Annotated in this window: 15 protein-coding genes; 1 reads left to right on the top strand and 14 read right to left on the bottom strand. The window is 39.0% G+C overall.

What is annotated here, in order from left to right; translation table 11 throughout:
- Positions 1 to 2: 2 nt before the first annotated feature.
- The 4 genes from sipW to NSQ44_RS02335 all read right to left on the bottom strand — a co-directional run bounded on the left by sipW (position 3) and on the right by NSQ44_RS02335 (position 5028).
- Complete coding sequence (sipW, locus tag NSQ44_RS02350; RefSeq protein ID WP_094245061.1) at positions 3 to 590, bottom strand: signal peptidase I SipW; 588 nt, start codon at positions 588 to 590, stop codon at positions 3 to 5.
- A 63-nt stretch (positions 591 to 653) separates the two neighbouring features.
- On the bottom strand, positions 654 to 1523 hold the full coding sequence (gene tapA, locus NSQ44_RS02345) for an amyloid fiber anchoring/assembly protein TapA (RefSeq protein WP_144597196.1): 870 nt from the start codon (positions 1521 to 1523) through the stop codon (positions 654 to 656).
- Between the two features lie 66 nt (positions 1524 to 1589).
- Positions 1590 to 2174: a CalY family protein gene (locus NSQ44_RS02340; protein WP_340854706.1), complete on the bottom strand. Its 585-nt coding sequence runs from the start codon at positions 2172 to 2174 to the stop codon at positions 1590 to 1592.
- A 424-nt stretch (positions 2175 to 2598) separates the two neighbouring features.
- On the bottom strand, positions 2599 to 5028 hold the full coding sequence (locus NSQ44_RS02335; RefSeq protein WP_340854703.1) for a PBP1A family penicillin-binding protein: 2430 nt from the start codon (positions 5026 to 5028) through the stop codon (positions 2599 to 2601).
- Positions 5029 to 5631: 603 nt separating this feature from the next.
- Here NSQ44_RS02335 and NSQ44_RS02330 point away from each other — a divergent pair.
- On the top strand, positions 5632 to 7008 hold the full coding sequence (locus NSQ44_RS02330) for an amino acid permease (protein ID WP_066246937.1): 1377 nt from the start codon (positions 5632 to 5634) through the stop codon (positions 7006 to 7008).
- 220 nt (positions 7009 to 7228) lie between these two features.
- Here NSQ44_RS02330 and NSQ44_RS02325 read toward each other — a convergent pair whose 3' ends face one another.
- From NSQ44_RS02325 to moaA, 10 genes are all read right to left on the bottom strand, one after another.
- Positions 7229 to 7870 (bottom strand): class D sortase, encoded by a 642-nt coding sequence (locus NSQ44_RS02325; RefSeq protein ID WP_232515652.1) that lies wholly within the window; start codon positions 7868 to 7870, stop codon positions 7229 to 7231.
- Between the two features lies 1 nt (position 7871).
- Positions 7872 to 9281 (bottom strand): processed acidic surface protein, encoded by a 1410-nt coding sequence (locus NSQ44_RS02320; RefSeq protein WP_340854701.1) that lies wholly within the window; start codon positions 9279 to 9281, stop codon positions 7872 to 7874.
- 124 nt (positions 9282 to 9405) lie between these two features.
- Positions 9406 to 9843, bottom strand: coding sequence for a transcriptional regulator MntR (gene mntR, locus NSQ44_RS02315; protein WP_340854699.1), 438 nt, complete (start codon positions 9841 to 9843; stop codon positions 9406 to 9408).
- A 112-nt stretch (positions 9844 to 9955) separates the two neighbouring features.
- Entirely contained in the window at positions 9956 to 10843 is an 888-nt protein-coding gene (locus NSQ44_RS02310; RefSeq protein ID WP_340854698.1) for a metal ABC transporter permease, read from the bottom strand.
- Between the two features lie 2 nt (positions 10844 to 10845).
- Positions 10846 to 11766 carry a metal ABC transporter permease gene (locus NSQ44_RS02305; RefSeq protein WP_340854696.1) on the bottom strand — a complete coding sequence of 307 codons (921 nt, stop codon included), beginning with the start codon at positions 11764 to 11766 and terminating at the stop codon, positions 10846 to 10848.
- On the bottom strand, positions 11744 to 12505 hold the full coding sequence (locus tag NSQ44_RS02300) for a metal ABC transporter ATP-binding protein (RefSeq protein WP_340854695.1): 762 nt from the start codon (positions 12503 to 12505) through the stop codon (positions 11744 to 11746). The genes NSQ44_RS02305 and NSQ44_RS02300 overlap by 23 nt, the downstream gene beginning before the upstream one ends.
- Position 12506: 1 nt before the next feature.
- Positions 12507 to 13451, bottom strand: coding sequence for a metal ABC transporter solute-binding protein, Zn/Mn family (locus NSQ44_RS02295; RefSeq protein WP_340854694.1), 945 nt, complete (start codon positions 13449 to 13451; stop codon positions 12507 to 12509).
- A 930-nt stretch (positions 13452 to 14381) separates the two neighbouring features.
- Positions 14382 to 14996, bottom strand: a complete 615-nt coding sequence (locus tag NSQ44_RS02290) for a nucleotidyltransferase family protein (RefSeq protein WP_340854693.1) — start codon at positions 14994 to 14996, stop codon at positions 14382 to 14384.
- A gap of 24 nt (positions 14997 to 15020) precedes the next feature.
- Positions 15021 to 16286 (bottom strand): molybdopterin molybdotransferase MoeA, encoded by a 1266-nt coding sequence (locus NSQ44_RS02285; RefSeq protein ID WP_066246947.1) that lies wholly within the window; start codon positions 16284 to 16286, stop codon positions 15021 to 15023.
- 147 nt (positions 16287 to 16433) lie between these two features.
- Positions 16434 to 17456: a GTP 3',8-cyclase MoaA gene (gene moaA, locus NSQ44_RS02280; protein WP_066246949.1), complete on the bottom strand. Its 1023-nt coding sequence runs from the start codon at positions 17454 to 17456 to the stop codon at positions 16434 to 16436.
- Between the last annotated feature and the right edge of the window lie 328 nt (positions 17457 to 17784).

The following is a 17784-nucleotide window of genomic DNA, read 5'->3' as shown; positions in this document are numbered from 1 at the left end:
CATTATTGATTTTGAGAATGGTTGAAGTCTTCTTTTGCAGTTGATTGCTTCAAATTTTTATCAATTTCTGCAAGTGCCCGAAAAATGCTGATTAATGAGTAGCTGAACAGAATAATGCCTGGTATGATTAAAAGAATAACGCTTCCTTGTTTAGAATTGGCGAAATTCATAAAATAGCCAATATATGGGATGGTAATGCCTGTATATTTAGCAACAACATTTTTACTTAACACAAGTTCGGAATCTGCTTCCTCATTATTATCCCCTTTTGTCTGGTACATAACTTCATTGCCATTTTTGACAACCTTTATAATTCTATGTGTTACAAACACGTTTTCATCTGCTTGAAATGTAATGATGTCGCCTTCTTTGTATTTTTCCGTTTCTTTTTCAGGTTTTACAACGATCACGGAACCAGTCTGTATACTAGGTTCCATTGATCCTGAAAGAACAATTTTTAATTGATGTCCGAAAAATTTAGGCTCCCCGCCTGAAGCTTTTGACGAAATGACTGTGAATAACATGATGATTAATGAAGCCAGCAGCATGACCGATATCGTGTTGCTGATCCATTTAACAACTTTTTTCATTTTTTTACCCATTCCTTTCGCTTTGCTCAAGACACAAAACGTAATGAAATAATTGTAATCACTTTACTGTAAAGGTGGTTCGTTTTGCTCTAAAGCATTTGAAACTTGTTCTTGTTTTGCTGATTGCTGCTCTTTCAGGTGAATGTCATTTGATTTTGTTTCGGTTTTATTCTGTTCTATTTGTTGCGCTCCATTTTCTTTCATTTCATCTTTTGAATGATTTTCTTGATTCTCATTTTCTTTCATTAACGTTTCGTTGGATTGCTCTTTCTTTACTTCGTTTTCTTTCCCATTATTTTCCCGTATAGGTTCTTCCACTGGAAGTTGTTTTTGTTCTTGTTTCGAATGTTCGGATGGTTGAGCTGCCTTATCTTCATTAAGGTTTTGATCTGAGTCATTCGCAGGTTGATCAAGTTGTTCGTTCTTTTTGCAAATTACTTGAATGTTTTTGCTCCAAACATCATCATTTGTATTCATTAAAACGTTAAATTTATAATTTCCAGGTTTTTCGGCATTGTATGCTAATTGGAATTGACTCTTACTTTTTAATGCTGGAATCTTTCCTTGACTTATTTTTTCTCCATTCATTGGATCTCCTTGAGCAATGAAATATATTTCATAATGCAATGCTTCCGCTAAATCATCCCCTTCATTTTGAGCAACAGAAGATATTCGAACTTTCCCGCACGATTGAATGACCTTGTCTTTATCGTCCACAAAGCGCAGCAGAATGGATTTGTCCTCTTCAGGAATTGTTGCAGCAAGAAAACCGGTTATGGCTACTGTTTTATTAAAACTGGCCCCGGTGTAGGAACTAGCAAAGTTGAATGTTATGAAAAGAAAGTAACAAATTGCGACGATTTTGAACATTATTATCAAATGCATTTTCTTTTGCCCAAATTTTTTTACTCGTGAGTACCGAATTTCTCTCACCACCGTTTCAACTTTTAGCAATCAAGGGAAGTTGGCAGTTCCCCGCCTTCTCCCCTATATTGATAGCTATCTTGCTTCACCTGCTTCTTGCTTCGCGTCAAATTTCCAAGTTAGTTTTAAAGAATCGCCTTGGAAACGATTTTGATCTTGATTGTTGTCTACAAAGACGAATTTAACTTTGAACTTATCCGTTTCATTTGGATCTAAACCGCCAATATTCCACCAGAGCCATTCATCCTGCACTAAATCCGGCTTTAGATTTTTAAGCTGTGCCAACGTTTTTTCATAAACAATAACTTCCTTATTGCTCACATTCTTTAAAATTTGCACCTTAATATGATTGCCGAAATCATCGCCGTTATTGTCATTTTTCGCATCCGTTACAGTATAATCTGTCTCAAGAAGAACTTTAGAAATACCCAAACTTCCGCTGTTCTTTAATGTGAATTCACGCTCCATCCAATCCCCAGGCTTTAAGTTGTTGACATTAATAATTGTTTGCGGATCAAGAGTTAAATCTAATGTACCTGCTGCAAATGTGTTATTGGAGGTTTCAACATCATTAAAGTAGGCATATGTACCTCCCCCGATTAAAGATAAACCTAAAACCGCAGTTGCTACACCCATTCCCAACTTTTGTTTAATACCCATTTTTTAAATCCTCCTCATAAGAAATATAATTAAGACTGTGTTCTTTATAACGAACACAACTTAAATATAATTGAACTCTATCATGTTGTAAACCCCTTTTTTAAAAATATTTTTATTTTTTTTACAAATAAATCGTTCTTTATAATGAATTGTTAGAATAATGCAGTTATCTCTTGAATAAAACTATTAAATTAGAAGTATATCAGTAAAAGGTTATTTACTAATTTTTAAGGCTCATTTCCCATTCTGATAATCAAACAATTCAAGAAAAGGATTATAAACGCAGCTTGCGATCTAACTTTCATACGAGGCGCGCTGCAAGGGCACCTCAATAATTCACGTAGAATCTATAAAAAAAATAGTAGCACAAACCATGGCCGTGGTCTGCACTACTATTGTTAGTATGTTTTTTCAACCCTTTTGTTTATGGACTGCCGTTATCCGTTGATTGCTTTTCAGATTGTGATTTTCCGTTCGGATTGGTTGTGCCGGCTCCTTTTCCTGGACCATTATTACTGCTTGATCCGCTGCCATTCCCGTTGCTATTCGAGCCGCCGTTTCCGTTATTATTTGATCCGTCAGTTCCGTTATTTCCTCCTGGTGGTTTTTGGCCGTTTCCTTGGTCGCTGCCGTTGTTAGCTGGCGGTTGTGGCTGCGGCTGTTCATTGGCAGGAGGCTGATTTGGCTGCTCTATTTCTTTATTATCTTCAGGCTGCTCTTTGTTGTCCTCAGAATTTTCTTGCTGCTCTTTATCCATGTCATTTTGATTGTTCTCTTCTTTTGGCTCCTGATTTTCCTCTTCTTGTTTTTGCTCCTGTTCATTATCTTTTACTTGATCCTGTTTTTGATCCTCTTTTTTATCCTTTTCTTTTTGTTTTGGAATTGCTGGGATTGGAGTTCCCCTTACAAATAATTCAGTTCGGCCGCCAACCACTCTTTCGACGACGCTGTCCGGTTTTTCAAAATCAGGTGTTTCTATTTTTTCAGAAACGTGAGACATGATTTCTTTAAAAATAAGTCTTGAAATCTTCGTCTTCTCGTTTGTCACATACGTTTCCTGAGTCGTCTGGTCGTATCCCGTCCAAACCGCAGCCGCATAACGAGTCGTGTAGCCGACAAACCAGGCATCAGATGTTCCATCTCCTCGTATATTTTCCGGCAAGTTGGTTGTTCCTGTTTTTCCTGCTAGCGGAAGTCCTGGGATGTTCGCCAGTCGCCCTGTTCCTTCTTTCACGACGGTTTTCAACATATCGGTCATCATGTAGGCGGTATAGTCGCTCATCGCCTTCACCGGTTTGGAAGAAAGATCGATTTCTTTACCGTTTGGATAGACGACTTTCCTTACCGTAAAAGGCTTATGATAAACGCCCTCATTTCCAAAAGCGGCATACGCCCCAGCCAATTGAAGCGGGGACACACCTTTATTAAAGCCTCCGATCGCATATGAAGGATAGATCTGATCGAGCGGGATTCCGAGTTTTTCCGCAAATTCTTTTGCCCGGTCTTCCCCTACCTCCAAAAATGCTTTTACAGCCGGTATATTGTAAGACCATTGTAACGCTTTTCGCATCGATATACTGCCGCGATATTGACCGTCCCAGTTTTTGATTTCTTTGCCATGGATGGTGAGCGGCTCGTCAATGAACTGTTTATATGTAGACCATTTGAAATGTTCGATTCCCGGGCCGTAATCCAAGATCGGCTTAATCGTCGAACCTGGCTGTCTTTTCGTTTGTGTTGCGTAGTTAAAACCTCTTTGTATTCCTTGATCTGAGTTGCGGTTTCCGCCAATTGCCCTGACGGCACCAGTCTGTGTATCAAGTAGCACGACTCCTGCCCGGAACTGATCGTCTGGATAATAAATGTATTGATCAGTTGTCAGCACTTTTTCTGTAAATTTTTGAGCATCCGGATCAAGGGTTGTATAAATTTTTAAACCGCCCGTATAGATATCCTTTTCCGATATTCCGGCATCAACAATATCTTTGATGACTTGATCGATAAACGCTTGATATTTCGGCCCTTCTTTTTTCTTCTTTAATAATTTCTCAACCGGGATCGCTTTCGCATCTTGCTCTTCTTTTTCGGTAATAAAGCCATACTTCCTCATTAACGACAATACTATATTTCTTCTTTTTTCAGCTAAATCCGGATTTTTAAACGGATCGTATTCGCTCGGTCTTTGCGGCAGCCCCGCCAACAGCGCCGCTTCACTAATCGTCAGCTTTTTCACGGATTTGTTAAAATATGTTTCTGCCGCTGTCGCAACCCCGTATGCTCCTTGACCGAAATACACTTTATTTAAATACATTTCAAGAATTTCTTCTTTTGAGTAGCGTCGTTCCAACTGAACAGCCAAGTAAGCTTCTTGTATTTTTCGCTTGAGCGTTTTTTCAGGCGTTAAGAATGAATTTTTGACTACCTGCTGGGTAATCGTACTTCCGCCTTCAGCGCCGAATCCTTCTTTTACATTCGCAACGGTTGCACCTGCGATTCGTTTAAAATCGATTCCATTATGCTCAAAAAACCGCACATCTTCTGTTGCGATAAACGCATTTTGTACATTTTTCGGTATATTTTCGATTTTGATGATTTTCCGATGTTCGCTTCCTGAAATATCTCGCACTTTTTCATTATACATATCATAAACGGTTGAGGATAACGGATCTTTCAGTAATTTCGGGTCTAGTGCAGGGGCGCTTATAATGTAAGACAATACCACGATACCGCCCGCAGTCATCATTACGATAATCGCAAGAATAAAGGCTGTCATGATTTTTATGAGCGGAGATTTTTTAGAAGCTGATTTCTTTTTTTGACGTTTCTCCATACGCGTCTGATATTGATCTCCCATTTCCGTCTCCTCCTAACCTGTATAGAAGGTAATCTATAAATAATACACGATTAAGATTATACGGATGACGAGAAGATTTTTGTGGTGGAATTTGTCGGCAACAGACAATTTTTTTTACAAAAAAATTATAACACTTATTTGAACTACTCTTAAAATAAAACACTTTTTAGAATAGTACCGAAGGCGAGAAAGAACAAATTTATACAGCCGAATTACTTAAAATAAAACACTTTTTTAAAATAGTATCCCTGTTTTGAAAAAGATTTGCGAACCTTCATAACATTCCTCTTCATTTAGGAAGTGTTTTATCGAACAGATCGTAATAAGTTCCTACTAAATAGAGGAAGAATCGACCTTATCTTTGCTCCGTAAATATCTTCGAAGTTCAAGAGTATTGCTATTTACCATAAATTGTAACAGTTTTATAGCAATGAGTTTTTTCATTATTCTTTGATGAATCGAAAGAATATTATATACTAGAAACATATTTATTTTTTTACTTAAACGCAGAAAAGCGTAAAACCTGAAAAGCGATTAAGTAAAAAAGTATGCTGCCAGTTATTCTAGTATATTTTTCATAATGGACAGAAAGGCATGAACACCATGGAAAAAGATCAAACATTAAAAAAAGGGTTATTACCTCGACATGTTCAGTTTATTGCGCTAGCAGGCATGATTGGAACAGGAATTTTTAAAGGGAGCTCAGATACATTAAATATTGCCGGCCCAAGTGTTGTAATAGCTTACTTATTAGGAGGCCTTTTATTATTTATTGTCATGACGGCACTGGCTGAGATGGCGATTGTTTATCCGAACTTAAACGTTCAGCATCTTGTTTATAAAGCTTTTGGCTTCCATATATCCTTTATTGTAGGATGGCTTTATTGGATCAATTGGATTGTTGTCACCGTTGTTGAAATTTTAGCAGCAGGAAGCTTTCTGAAATATTGGTTTCCAACCGTACCGTTATGGCTTTTAAGCCTCCTTTGTATGGTTTTAATCATTGGAATGAATTTGTTTCAAGTAAAGTACTATGGTGAAATTGAGTTTTGGTTTGCAGGAATTAAAATTTTCGCATTAATCGCTTTCATTTTATTAGGCTTTGGCATTTTGTTTGGAATTATTCCGAGCAATATTGATGATCCTTTTTCTAACTACACGGCACACGGCGGGTTCTTTCCTTATGGAATTGGAGGAATGTTAAGCGCCTTTTTAGTCGTCATGTTTTCATACGGCGGGGCTGAGTTAATCGGTGTTGCGGTCACAGAAACAAAAGATGCAGAAAAGGTTTTGCCAAAAGTCATTAAAGGAACGATGTGGAGAGTTATTCTCTTTTATATGCTTCCTATTCTTATTATTTGTGGTTTAATGCCGTGGAATCAAGTGACAGGGGAAGACAGTCCATTTGTCCAAGTATTGAGCATCACAGGTCTTCCTGGAGCCGCTCATATTATGAATTTTGTCCTTATTACTGCTGTTTTATCAGCGGCGAACTCAGGGATTTACGCAACTTCCAGAACATTATATTCCATGGCTCAAAGCGGTGAAGCGCCAAAAAGATTTTTAAAGATTTCCAAACAAGGAATACCGATCAACTGTATTACCGTTACGGCTATCTGTATTTTATTTGGGGTATTTTTAGCTTATATGACTCCAGACCGAGTCATCAGCTATTTAATGACGATACCTGGTTTTACGATTATTTTATTATGGACAAGCATTTGTCTGGCTCAGCTAAAGCTTCGTTCTCAGTATAAGGAGAAACCATATTTCCAAGTAAAATGGTTCCCATACACAACGATAGTAGCCACCGTTTCATTATTGGTCATCTTTTTCTCTTTTATCTTTAATAAGAAAAATATGATCGGTTCTACTGTTTGCCTTGTCATCTTAGCACTGCTCACCATATTTTCTTTTATGAATAAAAACAGAAAAGAAAAAAGCGATAAAAATAACAAGGATATGGTAGAAAGTCCGTAAAATAAGGACATTAAAAGACTCATTCGTAACTCTGTCAAAAAAATGCAGTGTCTTGAAAAATGCACATGATAACAAATTTTAGGGGGGAACCCTTCCCCTGTCAGACAGTCGATTATAAACGGCTTTAGCCCTTTAGAACACAGGGCTAAAGCCGTTTTTATGATAGTTTTCCCACCGGAAGACGGGAATTGGAAACATTATGATAGGTCAAGATAACAGATTATTTTTTCAACTTCTCGGAAACAAGATATGCTACGAGCACGTATCGTTCCGGCGCGGAGCCGATAAAATGAAACGGATAACATGTACTGACAGTTAACGTAGCCCTCGGTTTCGGAACGATCACGGTCCGGTCGTCTTTATCAACGATCCGAACCTTATAGATTTTATAAGTAAATTCTCCAGCTGAAGTTGTGACGATTAACTCGTCTCCTTTTCCTACTTCCCCCAGCCTACGAAACACGGTGTCGCGATGACCGGAAAGAACCGAATTGTCTGCCTCTCCTGGCAATACGCTTCCTGCAAAATGACCGACCCCTTTTTCAAGCTCTTCTTCGTTCGTTCCATGGTATATCGGAAGTACTGCATTTAGTTTTGGAATAAACAGCTCTCCTATTTGCTCCCCAATTTTAGGTCGTGTCGGATATAAAACCTTTTCTGCCTTCGTATTTTTTTCTGGGGCCGGCTGTGCAGCTTCCGCCTTCTGTTTCGTTTCAGAATGGGTCTCAGGCAGTAGCATTCCTTTGAAAAGTTTATAGCTGTTTGCGGCTGAAAACCATAGGCCGGCTAATATAATCATTGATGCAAAGAAAAGAAGAAACAACCGCTTGTTTCGGCTGCTTCTTTTTGTAGTTTCCAGCATATTAAACCTTCCTTGCTTGCCTAAAAATTAAAAATCCCGCTAAAACAATGAACAATCCTACAATAGCATGCATGCCATAGCCGGAATCTGTTTTCGGCAATTTTGCACCTTTTACTGTTTTATGCTCATTGTCCTTTACAGCTTTTAGCTTTTTTTCTATTTTTTGCGAAACGTTTTTCTCTTGTTTCACACTTTTGGCTTCTTGAGCGCCGTGACGAATCGTTTGCCCAGTTCGATGTAACGTATCTGAATCAACGATTTCTCCGGTAATGAGGAGATCAGCCAAAAATTCTCCACTTTCACTGTATATGTTGATTTTCAATTTTGCATTGATCAATTCTTTCAAGTTAAATAGATCAAACAGCGAAAGCTCCTTTTCAGACCCATCTTTTACAAGGGAAAATGTAACTTTAATTTTAAAAATACGTTGAAAATCTTTAAAAATCGAAATTAACTCCTCGATTTGGCTCTTTGTAAGCTCTGTCGCTTCATCAAACCCTTCAAAAGCCATCATCCGATCCGCCAAGTCCAACAAAGCTATAATTGTCTCTTCTTTCATAAGATGCTCTTCAATTGATCGCAAATGGTTCTTTAACCGCTCGATTTCTTCTTTTGTCAATCCGTATTCCTGCTCAAAAACCGTTAATAAATCGTAAAGGAGCTCGTCTTCTACACCAGCATCCCATTCTTCACTTAAAAATGTTATAACATCCTCTTCCAAATCATCTAGAAAAACGTAATCCTCCAATTTTTTTCCGTGTTCTTGAAGCAGCTGGCGCAACTCCTTTTCATTTAAATCATATTCATCATAAATATAGGATAAATTGCTTAAATCCTTTTTAATAACTTCTCCTAAAAATCTTTCTAAACTTTTAACGGTTTTAAAGTCTTCCAGTTTTCTCTCATATAAACTCAAAGATCTATTAATATGGTCAATCGTCACAGGAAATCCTCTAATACTACTAATTTTCGCCAAATAGTCTTGCAAATTTTTATCAAAATTTGGATCACGCTCTATGTAAAGCATGACGGCATCATACAAATTTTCTACAAACACATACTCATCTAGATCTTCACCGTGTTCTTGAAGCAGCTGGCGTAAACTGGCTTCATTTAAATTAAATTCGTCATATATTTCGGTTAAATTGCTTAAATCTTTTTGAATAACCTCTCCTAAAAAATCACGAAGTTCTTCAACAGAATCAAAATTTTCGATCTTTTCTTCATATTGAGCTAACGAAAATTCGATATGTTCTCTTGTAACTTTGAAACCTCTTTGTTTACTTACTTCCTCTAAATATTGATTCAGTTCTTTCTCAAATGATGCTTGTTGTGCAGCTGATGACGGCTTTGGCATCACTCCTATCCACAAAATAAAAGCTAGTAATATGAATCCCCATTTTTTCATCATAATCCTCTTTTCCTCTTTTTTATATCTCTTGAGAAAATTATAAATAGGAATAACGAATCAATCAACAAAATTTTTACAATTTTTACAGAAATTTTTACATGCACAAAAAAAGCGACTTCTATGATTAGAAGTCGTTTTCTTCATTTTCTTCATTCAAATTTTGCAAACGCTGCAATTCTATAATTCGACTTTTATCTTTTTCAAAAAATTGAATCAGATTCCCTATTCGGTCAATAGCATCCCAGCTCAAATGGTGCTCAATTCCTTCCACGTCGCGATAAATGTTTTCTTCTTTGACGCCAATAATCCGCAAAAATTGCTCTAGCAGATCATGCCGGTAGACGAGGCGTTTTCCGATTTTTTTTCCTTTCGGCGTTAAAACGAACCCTCTATATTTTTCATAAACTAAGTAGTCATCCTTGTCGAGCTTCTGCACCATTTTTGTAACGGAAGAAGGGTGTACAGATAACGCTTCTGCTATATCCGACACTCTCGCATAGCCTTTATTTTCAATTAGCAAATATATTTGTTCAATATAGTCTTCCATACTCGGGGTTGGCATTGGTTATCCTCCATTAATATCTTCATCATACAAAGTTTACTATATAAAAGCACCATAAGACAAGCGTATGGAGGAGATCAACCGTTATGAAAGACAATTTAATAGCCGATTTTCACCCTGTCTTTTTTACAGTTTTATGCAATCGCAAATATTTCGCAATCCATCCATGTTTCGGAGAAAACAAAAAGCTTATGAAAAACACTAATCCTGTGGCAAATGCCATTGAGCCAGAAATAGAAGTGTCGATCCAAGCGGCTATATAATAGCCCGCTACAGCAGATATTACGCCAAATAATCCGCTTAATACTAGCATAATAGAAAGTCTATCTGTCCAAAGATAAGCCGAGGCAGCTGGAGTAATTAACATCGCAACGACCATAATTGCGCCGACCGCATCAAAAGAAGCAACTGTCGTGATCGATACTAAGCATAAGAATACATAATGCATGAGTAAAACAGGAATCCCTAAGCTGGCAGCAAGCGCAGGATCAAATGAAGTGATTTTCCATTCTTTATAAAAAGCGACAAGAACAAATAAAACAACAAGCAAAACGATAGCCAGCAATGCTGTAGCCTTCGGAACCTCGCCAATTAGAGGAAGCGAAATTTTATTCCAAGGTATAAAGGTGATTTCCCCCATTAAAGCATGTTGAACATCTAAATGTGCATTTCCTACAGAAGTCGCTATTAAAATAACGCCAATAGCAAACATCGTCGTAAACACAATTCCTATTGCTGCATCTTGCTGAACGTCTAAAGAATGAAGCCACTGCACTAAAAAAGCTGTCAATAGTCCTGCAAATATAGCACCAATGAGCATATGAGTTCCGCTTAATTCACGCGTAATAATAAAAGCGATGACAATTCCTAACAGAACCGTATGACTAATTGCATCAGCCATCATCGCCATTTTCCTGAGTATCAGAAATACACCAACTAAGCCGCAGGACAGCCCTACTAAAGAAGCAGTTACGATAATCCACATAGCATGATAAGTCATGGTTATTCTACCCCTTTTGTTCTTAAGGCCTTACTGGTATGAATATTCACTAATCTTTTTTGCATTTTCAATTGTAAATACTTGACCAGAATCCCTTTCTCTTTTCCAAAGAAAAGCGATAAGAAAAACAGCGCGGACGCCACAATGACGATAAAAGGTCCTGTAGGCCATCCTCTTCCCAATGCACTGATGAATGTTCCAAATGCGCCAGCCGCTCCCCCAAACAGAGCTGATATGATAATCATCCGTTGAAAAGACTGTGTCCAATAGCGGGCACTTACAGACGGGATAATCAGCAGGGCGGCAATTAAAATAACTCCTACAGCTTGAATCCCAATGACAATCGTTGTGACAAGAATCGTTGTATATAATCCGTTCATCCATTTAAGTGACAGTCCTAATCCTTTTGCAAATTCCGGATCGAAAAGATATATTTTCCATTCTTTAAATACAATGAATACAATCAAAATGACCGCCAAAGCTAGGATTAACATTGTAGTGACATCTGATCTGACCATCGAGGCGGCCTGACCGAAAATAAAACTGTCCAAACCGCTTTGATTTCCGCCTGACGTCCGATTCACAACTGTCAGGAGCATGATTCCTAAGCCGAAAAAGATAGACAGCACCATTCCCATCGCCGTATCTGCCGAAATTCTAGTTGATGAACGTATCCATTCGATAAATGATGCTCCAATTAAAGCGCTGATGGATGCTCCAATGATCATGACAAATAAGTTTTTTTCTCCAAGTAGAAGAAAGGCGATCACAACACCGGGCAATGCTGCATGAGCTAAGGCATCGCTCATTAAGCTTTGCCGCTTCCAATAGGCTAAACAGCCCATTGTTCCAGCAGCAATCCCAAAAATCATCGTGCTAAATAACACCCATTGTGTGTTGCTATTCAATAGGATTGTGAACATGAAGACTCTCCTCTCTCAACCAGCGCAAGTCTCCTCCATAAGTTCGCGAAATATTTTCTCTAGTAAAAATTTGCTTCGTTTTTCCGTACTGAATGACGGTGCGATTTAATAAAAGAACATGGTCAAAATAATCTTCTACTGTTTGCAAATCATGGTGCACGACCATGACCGTTTTTCCTAAAGCTTTTAATTCTTTCAGCAATGCCATAATAGCGCGTTCTGTTGCTGCATCAACACCAGCCAGCGGTTCGTCCATAAAATACAAGTCGGCATTTTGCACTAATGCGCGTGCTAAAAACACACGCTGCTGTTGACCGCCAGAAAGCTGGCTTATCTGACGGTCAGCGCAATCAGCCATCCCTAATTTTTCCAGGGCCTCGAATGCTTTTTGTTTATGCAATCGGGATGGCCGCTTCAGCCATCCGATTTGCCCATATAGTCCCATAGTGACAACATCCAATGCGTTTGTTGGAAAGTCCCAATCAACCGAACCTCGCTGTGGTACATAACCGATCCTTTTTTGGACCTTGTTGAATGGCAATCCGAAAAATTTCACTGATCCCGTTAAGGAAGGGTGAAGATTTAATATTGTTTTTAAAAGCGTCGACTTCCCAGCACCGTTCGGACCGACGATTCCCACTAACGAACCAGCCTGCACTACAAAATTCACATCGAAGAGCACTGTATTTTTTCGATAGGAAGCGGACAGATTCTCTACTTGAAGCACTGCTTCAGCCATGCTATTTTCCTCCTTCGCTTAATGCTTCATAAATCGTATTGATATTATGGCGATACATTCCTATATAAGTCCCTTCTTCTGTTCCTTTCTCACCCATTGCATCAGAGTAAAGCTCCCCGCCTAATGTAACGTTAATTCCTTCACTTTTCGCTCCTTCTATGACAGCCTTGATCGATTTTTCATTAATACTTGATTCGATAAATACGGCAGGAACTTTGTACTTTTTAATAATGTCAATCGTATCTTGAATATCTGTAACACCGATTTCGGATTCAGTGCTAAGTCCTTGAAGACCAACTACTTTAATGCCGTGCATTCGTCCGAAATATCCGAAAGCATCATGCGCTGTGACAAGAACTCTTTGACTTTCTGGAATGTCCGCAAGCTTTTCGGCTTCTTTTTTCAAATCAGCTAATCTAGCAAAATATTTCTTTTTATTTTCTTCAAAATAATCTGCGTCTTCCGGAGAGAATTCTTTTAATTGTTCAACCGCAGCATCCAATGCCTGCTGCCAAAGGTCCAGATCAAACCAAATATGAGGATCAACTACCCCTTTTTCATCCTTTAAAAGAGATTCTTCAGGAATGGTTTCACCTACTGCAAGAACAGGTTTTGATTCAGAGATCTTTTCAAATATTTCAACCATGTTCGCTTCCAAATGCAATCCGTTGTAAAAAATGATATCTGCTTCTTCAAGAGTTTCCATATCACTTTGAGTCGCCTTATACAAATGAGGGTCTACAGACGGCCCCATTAAACTTTTGACATTTAAACGATCGCCGCCGATTACAGACAACGGCTCGCCAATTTGTGCAATCGTTGTGACGACATTAATTTTTCCATCTTTTGATCGTTTGGATGCTTCTTGTCCAGAACTACATGCGCTTAACACCAGCAAGGCACTAATTAAGAATAAGCACCCCATTTTTTTCATAAAATTTTTCATTTTTTCGCACTCTCCTTTTATTTTTATGAATTGATTTGATTTTTAAGTCAGCCCATCTCTCTAGTTCATTGGCGAACGATTTCTATTAAATATCGACAACCATTCTGGCAAATTGTGAATTCAGGAATCAAACATTGTCCGTTTTTTATAGAAAACTCCTATATGTAACCTCAATTTGTTTTTATTCCTGAGAAGAAACAAAACTGAAAAAACGCAATCAATGAATAAATGCCAAAACACTTACAGACATGAATTTCATTTCGCTAGTTGATTTGTTTCAGCTTCGCCATTCAGCTTACCGTTTGGCTTAATACTTTACAGAAAGTTGTCGGCTTCATGTTGCACAAATAGGAAATTTTCCCATTCCTTCACCTACTTTTTTACCATAGTTATAAATATTGCCTAAGGGCAAACTTTATGTTAAAAAAATTCCTTCACACATATTTATTTTATTGAGTTTAAATTTTGTTGTTATTGCATATATTTTTCCTTAATGCAAATTTAATACCATTTTTGAGAAACTGTCAAGCATAAACTATCTGAATGAACGGGAGAAATTAAAACGAAATGGAAGAACCGCATTCGTACACAGTGGTGCAAAGAGATGAGGACCACTCGCACAAGTGTCCTAATGAATGATGATCAAGGAAGGATTTGCTTGCAATTTCTAATACCGGATAACTAAGATACAATTTTCTCTACAATCATAAAGAGCCTTATTAAGATACGAATTATATATAGACCCCATCAGAGCTGTTTGTTTATCGATTTCAATATGGGACTCCTGCAATAAATTTTCTAAAGTCTCGGTCAATCTTGTTGAACCGGGAAATTTTTGATTGAATAAAACCACGCACTTCTTCAAGTACAACGACCGTTACACAAATTTAAAAAGGGACAACAATGAATCTATTGTTATCCCTATTTTTGTTAAATATATTTTTGCGCAATCCTTTTTAGTTTGAGCAGATCCTCTGTGGTGTCAATATCAAATCCCCATTCTGAATTTTCAAACGGTACAGCCATTAAGCTGGAATAATGTTTTTGGACAATTGATTTTCCTCCCTCATCACCTTGAATTTGCTCAAATTCATCAAATAATTCAGCATCAAACAATACAGGGTGTCCAAGCACATTATTATACTTAGGGCGGAAAATGCGGACACCTTCTTTTCGATATTGATCATAAGATTCTAGTAATTTAGTTATAACTATTGGAGGTACAAAGGGCTGGTCTGCCAAAAATACGAAGACTGCATCCGTTCGTCCCTTTAAAGCCTGAATCCCTGCTTTAAGAGAGGAAGCCATGCCGGATTCATAATCCCGATTCTCAATGATTTCTATTTCTGTTAAATCAGATGTGTGTTTGCGCAGCTCTTCGATATGTTTGCCGCCGACCAATACAATTGGTTTTAAGCCAGCTGCGGCAGCGGTGTTCACAGAGTAGCGAAATAATGGCTTCCCACCTAGAGATAATAACAGCTTTGGTTTTCCCATCCGTTTTGACATTCCGGCTGCTAAAATAATTGCTCCAACCTTTTTCAAACCATCTCTCCCCCAGACTCATTGTCACTGTCTCAATTCCTCAACCGCACCCAGCAAATACACTTCCGCTTTCTCACCTGCATTAAATCCTTTTCCCCCAGGCACTTTAACGAGACAATTGCTTTCCAGAAAGCTGGACAGAACATTAGAAGCTTGTTTCTTTGATATTTTCACTCTTAGTTCACCGGTTGGGGAAACGTACGTTAATCCTCGTAAAAACCGGGTGTGAAGCATTTGCTTCCCTTCAATTGCCTCGTCACATACAACCGTTACCCGTTTCGGCAGCGGATCCTTAGAACCGCTCATATAGCGTATAGCAGGCAGCACATAAAGATGTGCATTGACGTAAGACGAAGCTGGATTTCCTGCCAAAGCAAAAATCGGCTTATCCTGCCATACTCCGCACAAAACTGGCATTCCAGGGCGAGCTAATGTTTTCCAGAATATCACTTTCGCATTAATTTTTTCAAATACCTTTCCAAGGAAGTCATATTCGCCCATGGACACGCCTCCGCTTGTTACTAAAATGTCCACCTGCTGTAGAATCTCTAGCATCTTTTTTTCTAGCTCTTCTACTTTGTCCGGGGCAATCCCGAAATAAACCGGTTCACCTCCTGCTTGACTCACTTGACCGGCCAGCATTACGCCGTTACTGTCACGAAGCTTTCCAGGGACGATCGGCTCATCTACGTTTAATAATTCACTTCCCGTTGAAAGAATACCAACCTTAGGCTTCGCATAAACCGCAACAGATGCAATCCCGAATGTAGCGAGCAGACCCAGTTCAATTGGTCCTAAAAGCGTCCCTTGTGTGAGGACGTCCTTCCCTTCTTCAACATCTTGTCCCTTTTTGGCAATAGCGTCGCCAATTTTAACCGATTGATAAACCAAAACGCTTTCGCTATCTTCCATTGCATTCTCAGTTTTCTCTACCATAACGACTGCGTTTGCACCTTCGGGGATAGGTGCTCCCGTCATAATGCGGCTGGCCGTACCTTGGGTAATTTTTTGTTGAGGTAAATATCCAGCGGGAATCTCTTCCAAAACCTTCAGCTTTACCGGGTCAGAAGCGCTGGCATTGATCACATCCTCCGCACGCAGAGCGTAACCGTCTACAGTGGAACGGTCAAACATAGGGACATCGTGATCAGCCCTTACCGTTTCCGCTAGATAGTACCCAAGAGCTTTAGACAGAGGTATGGTAATAACCGGAAGGGGACGTATCACAGAGAGAATAAGACGTTGTGCTTCTTCAAATGGGATAGGGGAAGAATTCGGGATATATAACATGCAATCACCACCTGTATATTTTGAAATGATCCTGCGCCTTTCATTAGTTGAAAAATACGTTCTTTTGTCCCTTTAGTCGACCGACAATTTCGTTGTTATCATAGCGATTAGCTGAAATATATGTTCTTTTCTCCCCCCCGCTCTGTTTTATCCTCCAATATAGTACATCTCTATCTTCTTTTTGTTCGGCATCGTTGTATTGTTAAATCTTTCTTCAGAGTAACGATCAGCTCGACGGCTCCAAACATCCTGAATGAGATTCCTAATTTCTTCATCCTTTGCCCCGCTGCGGAGCTGCGCCCGCAAATCTGTCCCTTGCGAGGCAAATAGACAGGTGTAAAGATTGCCGTCCGCTGAGAGTCGAGCTCTTGTGCACGTGGAACAAAAAGAGTCCGTTACGGAAGAAATAATGCCTATTTCCTCATTTGTGCCGCGATAGCGATAACGAGAGGCTACTTCTCCAAAATAATTGGACGGGATTGGTTCTAACGGCATTTCAGCGTTCACACGTTCGAAAATTTCTTGCTTAGATACCACTTGTGTAAGATTCCAGCCGTTGCTATTTCCTACATCCATAAATTCAATAAAGCGTAAAACATGTCCGGTCCCGCGGAAGTGACGCGCCATGGGCACAATGTCCTGATCATTGATCCCCTTTTGTACAACCATATTCACTTTCACCTTCATACCTGCCTTTGCGGCTGCTTCAATCCCTTCAAGAACTGTTTTGACGTCACAGCGGCCGCCGTTCATTTGGCGAAAAACTTTATCATCTAAGCTGTCCAAACTAACGTTGACACGGTGAAGACCAGCGTCCTTTAACGCTTTCGCATGTTTGGCAAGAAGAGAACCGTTCGTAGTCAAAGCAATGTCAGAAATACCCTCTATAGAACCGAGCATTTCAATTAACTTCGGCAGCTCTTTGCGCAGCAACGGCTCTCCCCCTGATAGGCGAATTTTCTCGACGCCAAGTGAGGCAAAAATGCGAGCCAGTCGAGTTATTTCCTCAAAACTGAGCAACTGATCATTTTTGAGAAATTGAAAATAAGGACCAAAAATCTCCGCTGGCATACAATAGCGGCAGCGAAAATTACACCGATCAGTAACTGAAATGCGCAAATCACGGAGAGGACGCTGAAGGGTATCGGTTATTTTGTTCATATTGCCCATTTTTACACTCTCCTATCATGCTAACATTATTTTGGAGAAAAAGCTTCTCATGAAAATTTCAAGTTGTTCCGAATTTTTGAAACTTTTTGATGCAGGCGTTGATGAATCAGTTCTCACTTGTTTTTTAGTTACCGCCTAAAAATATAAATGGCGGAGGATGGAGAAGACTCCATCTAAAACTCCGTCATTTGTTTCAATTTTTCAAGCAAGCTTATTTTCAAAAACGAGTGATACTCTGGTACTGCCTCCGGTACTGCTTATAAAACCTGCTGACCTTGGTTTATAAAAAGGAGATGGCCGGAAATCCTATTATATGTTTCTATCAAGT

It is taken from the genome of Aeribacillus sp. FSL M8-0254, assembly GCF_038008845.1.
Taxonomy (GTDB): Bacteria; Bacillota; Bacilli; order Bacillales; family Aeribacillaceae; genus Aeribacillus; species Aeribacillus composti.
This window is presented reverse-complemented; position numbering and strand designations above follow the sequence as displayed.

What these genes read in the sequence shown, in the direction of transcription:
- NSQ44_RS02305 (WP_340854696.1), bottom strand. Translation starts at nt 11,766, where the DNA reads ATGTTCACAATCCTATTGAATAGCAACACACAATGGGTGTTATTTAGC.
- sipW (WP_094245061.1), bottom strand. Translation starts at nt 590, where the DNA reads ATGAAAAAAGTTGTTAAATGGATCAGCAACACGATATCGGTCATGCTG.
- NSQ44_RS02300 (WP_340854695.1), bottom strand. Translation starts at nt 12,505, where the DNA reads ATGGCTGAAGCAGTGCTTCAAGTAGAGAATCTGTCCGCTTCCTATCGA.
- NSQ44_RS02340 (WP_340854706.1), bottom strand. Translation starts at nt 2,174, where the DNA reads ATGGGTATTAAACAAAAGTTGGGAATGGGTGTAGCAACTGCGGTTTTA.
- NSQ44_RS02325 (WP_232515652.1), bottom strand. Translation starts at nt 7,870, where the DNA reads ATGCTGGAAACTACAAAAAGAAGCAGCCGAAACAAGCGGTTGTTTCTT.
- NSQ44_RS02335 (WP_340854703.1), bottom strand. Translation starts at nt 5,028, where the DNA reads ATGGGAGATCAATATCAGACGCGTATGGAGAAACGTCAAAAAAAGAAA.
- NSQ44_RS02330 (WP_066246937.1), top strand. Translation starts at nt 5,632, where the DNA reads ATGGAAAAAGATCAAACATTAAAAAAAGGGTTATTACCTCGACATGTT.
- NSQ44_RS02320 (WP_340854701.1), bottom strand. Translation starts at nt 9,281, where the DNA reads ATGATGAAAAAATGGGGATTCATATTACTAGCTTTTATTTTGTGGATA.
- moaA (WP_066246949.1), bottom strand. Translation starts at nt 17,456, where the DNA reads ATGGGCAATATGAACAAAATAACCGATACCCTTCAGCGTCCTCTCCGT.
- mntR (WP_340854699.1), bottom strand. Translation starts at nt 9,843, where the DNA reads ATGCCAACCCCGAGTATGGAAGACTATATTGAACAAATATATTTGCTA.
- NSQ44_RS02295 (WP_340854694.1), bottom strand. Translation starts at nt 13,451, where the DNA reads ATGAAAAATTTTATGAAAAAAATGGGGTGCTTATTCTTAATTAGTGCC.
- NSQ44_RS02310 (WP_340854698.1), bottom strand. Translation starts at nt 10,843, where the DNA reads ATGACTTATCATGCTATGTGGATTATCGTAACTGCTTCTTTAGTAGGG.
- NSQ44_RS02285 (WP_066246947.1), bottom strand. Translation starts at nt 16,286, where the DNA reads ATGTTATATATCCCGAATTCTTCCCCTATCCCATTTGAAGAAGCACAA.